A 3346-nucleotide genomic window follows, 5' to 3' on the forward strand; every position below is an offset into this window, starting at 1 on the left:
AGCAGTGAAATGAGCTGCGCAGCGTTTTTCACATAGATCCTTTTCAATTTAATTTAGACTTAAAAATATATAACATAATTCGGGGTTTATCGTGAAGGGGCTTTATTTTCTATGCAGCATTGATTTTCAAGAGGGCTTTGATTTTTAAGGGGGCATTGATTTCATGGAGAATTGATTTTTAGAAGGTATTGATCTGTAGAAAGTGATTTTGTAAAAATTGGTTTTAGGAAAAATCGATGTTATTCGAGCATTCTATAAGATTCCAGATTATCTTCATTTTCGATTCATCCGGGAAAAATAATGGAGAGAAAAGAAGACAAAAATCAAAATAGAGAGAGGATAAAAAACTGAAAGAGGATAAAATCCTAATGTGGACAGAATTGTAGTGCTCCGTTTTAACCTGCCACTAAAATCCTTTTTACATTAAACTTTTGCGTAATTTCTACTTCCGGAATTTATAATACTAAACTCTTTACAAGAAAATGTAATCATCTTAAGTAATGATTGTTGCTTGGCTATAGCCTGGCTGGTTTTTTTCCACTTTTTTGAAGGAAAACTGTCTTTCTTCCAATTGTTTGCTTATCGCCACATCCACAGCTTTAATGAGCTCATCTCTGGGCACAGATGTTACTGCAGAGAGTACCTTTATTCTTGACTGCGAGTTTTTTTCTTTTTTCAGGACTTCTATTTCCGGGATTTTGTGAGCTGAAGTCACACTTCCCTTTACAAGGTCTTCTTTATGAGTAAATAAAAGCTTGATATGCCCTGTAAATTCAGAATTCAGTTCTTTTACTCTACTTTTTATACTATTCAATATCTGCTCTGAAACCGAAACTGCTATTTCAAGGGGAATTTCCTGTGAATTGACCTCAAACTCAGACGAATAAGCCGATACTTCAGACATTTGAATTGAGTTTTTCATGTCCTCAGTTTTTTCTTTCTTGCAGGTTTCACACAGCAGCTCAAGCAGTTTGTTAAAATTTTCTCCTCCTTGCCACGCAGAAAAATGGATCATTCTTGCTCTCTGGTTCAGTTTGCGCAGTAAGAGGCAGATTTCCAGTAGCTCTTCACAGTTTATGAGTTCGACTTTATTTATTCCCAGTATCTCAGCCTCACCTATCTGGTATTTCATGAAATTTTGCAGCTCGCCTGTCTTCTGACTCAGGAAGCCAGCATCTACAAGGTTCACTATAGGGGCAAAGGTTACACCCGGAATTCCCATATCTTCGATATTATTTTTTATTTGTTCTGGAAAAGCTATTCCTGTGGGTTCTATTATAATAGTATCTGGATTGTAAGATTCCATGAGATTTCTCAGGGTGTATTCCAGGCTGATCCTCAAAGTACAGCAAACGCAGCCACTTGTAATTTCCCTGGTTTCAACCTTACCTCCCGAGATAGTATCTCCATCAATTCCTATCTCTCCTATCTCGTTAACGATAACTGCAGTTTTCTTCCCCTGTTTTCCCAGGTGTTCAACAAGTCTTCTGATTGTAGTAGTTTTTCCACTTCCGAGGAAGCCACCGATAATTATGCATTTCATGGCTTTGCCACCTTCATATAACTTATAAAAGGAATTTGTTTAACGGATAGGAAAAATGCCCCTTTTCCTGTTTCTAAGGTCCAGGTAATAAGGGCATACCTATCTTCTGGAGGTTTTCAGGATTTGCAGTATTTTAAGCTATAAAATGGCAAAATAAGCCTGAATACTGCTATTTTCCTGCTTTCGGCCCATACTTCTCTCAGCCTAGAGGTTTAGAGCTTGAATTATTGAGCCGCTTTTATCTTGTGATTCAGTTTTTTTCTTTCAGGAGGCAAATTGAAATGGCAAATCTTTGCCTTCTCTGAAAAATATTGCATACTTAATGCATTTTTGGAGGTTTGGATAACAATGCTTTAGAGAGGGGGATGCATTGCCATCAGCGTGAGATCATTTCTTCGGGACTATTTCGTCTATTCTGAGCACATTTCTTGCAGTCTCCGTGGCTGCGATAATTGCCAGTATTTTTACAGTCGCTGAATCATACACTTTTAACCCTTTATCTGTAATTTTTCCTGAAACGTCTATCCTGGCTTCTCTACCATTTGAATATGAGTTTCTCATCTGCACCATTGCATCAATCGTATTCATTCCCATGTTTCTTGCAAGAATTGTCGGGATCTTTTCAAGAGCTTCTGCATAAGCCTGTATTGCAAGCTGTTTCTTTCCGGTTTGCGTTGCTGCAAAGAGCCTTATCATGTGTGCAAGCTCAAACTCAATTGCTCCTCCTCCATTCACAATTCCCTTATTTTTCAGGAGAAAAGCCGCATTATTCAGGGCATCGTCAACAGCCTCTTCCACCTTATCAAGCCCGTACTTTACAGGTTCCCATATCAGGATAGTGGCTATTGCCTTTTCTTTCACAGTAATGAAAACAAAGTTTTCCCCGTTTTTCTTTTCCACTCTTATGTTGTCTGCCTTTCCGAGGTCGCAGGGGTTAATCTCGTCCTGCTGACTCATCAGAGTCGTGCCTGTCGCTTCCGCAAGCTTTTCGAGGTCTTTCATCTTCAGCTTCTTGAAAGCCAGAATATTACTGTCCCTGAGCAGAGTTTCGATATAGGGGTCAATATCTCCCTCGGAAAAGAGCACATTTGCGCCCGAATCAATGATTTTCCGTGCGATTTCTCCGCACATCTGTTTTTTCCTTTCCTCAAAAAGGAGCGCAGTCTGCACGGAATCCATTTTCAGGTTATGCTGGGAGTTTAAATATCCGCTTTTAATCTTCAGGTCATAATTAGTTATCAGGACCGCAGGTTTTTCGAAAGCTTTTGGCATATCCTCTCTTGAAGGATTCTCGTCGAGTATCAAACCCTCCAGAGCAAAAATATCAGGTCCTCCTTTCTTTTTCAGGACTTTAATGTTCCTGTTCAGGTCGAGCCTTCCAGCCTGTTTTTCGTTAAGGTGATCAATAACTTTGAGTACAATATCCGTAACAGCTTCTGCCTGATGCTTTTCAATCCCTTTTCCTGTTGCCGAGCACATTATAGTTGTGCGTACATCTTCTTCCGACGCCTGCTTTATGCTGTACTGCAGCATTTCATAGGCTTTTTTCATGGCAAGCTCGTATCCTTCAATAACAATTGTCGGATGCGCTCCTGCCCTTATAAGCTTGACTGCGTTTTTAATGAGGTTGCTTGCAAAAATCACAGCTGTTTTTGTGCCGTCTCCGCATGCTTTATCCATTGATTCGGCAAGCTTTTTAAGTGAAGTTACGAGCGGGTGAAGCACATCCATTTCTTTTAAAATGGTTTTTCCGTCGCTAGTAACAAAAATGTCCCCCACCGGGTTTACTATTATTTTGTTCAT

The 3346-nt window shown here is 39.6% G+C and carries 2 protein-coding genes; both read right to left on the reverse strand.

The window, feature by feature from the left end:
* Nucleotides 1-493: 493 nt before the first annotated feature.
* The gene (locus tag PLL47_RS14695; protein ID WP_324447299.1) at nt 494-1543 is read right to left on the reverse strand and encodes a GTP-binding protein; all 1050 of its coding nucleotides are present in this window, start codon (nt 1541-1543) and stop codon (nt 494-496) included.
* Nucleotides 1544-1930: 387 nt separating this feature from the next.
* Nucleotides 1931-3346: TCP-1/cpn60 chaperonin family protein (locus tag PLL47_RS14700; RefSeq protein ID WP_324447301.1), on the reverse strand; the 1416-nt coding region annotated here is incomplete at its 5' end.

The sequence above is a fragment of the Methanosarcina sp. genome (genome assembly GCF_035390745.1).
Classification (GTDB): domain Archaea; phylum Halobacteriota; class Methanosarcinia; order Methanosarcinales; family Methanosarcinaceae; genus Methanosarcina.

Excerpts from the sequence above, each read along its gene's own strand:
- PLL47_RS14695 (WP_324447299.1), bottom strand. The coding sequence starts at position 1,543 with ATGAAATGCATAATTATCGGTGGCTTCCTCGGAAGTGGAAAAACTACT.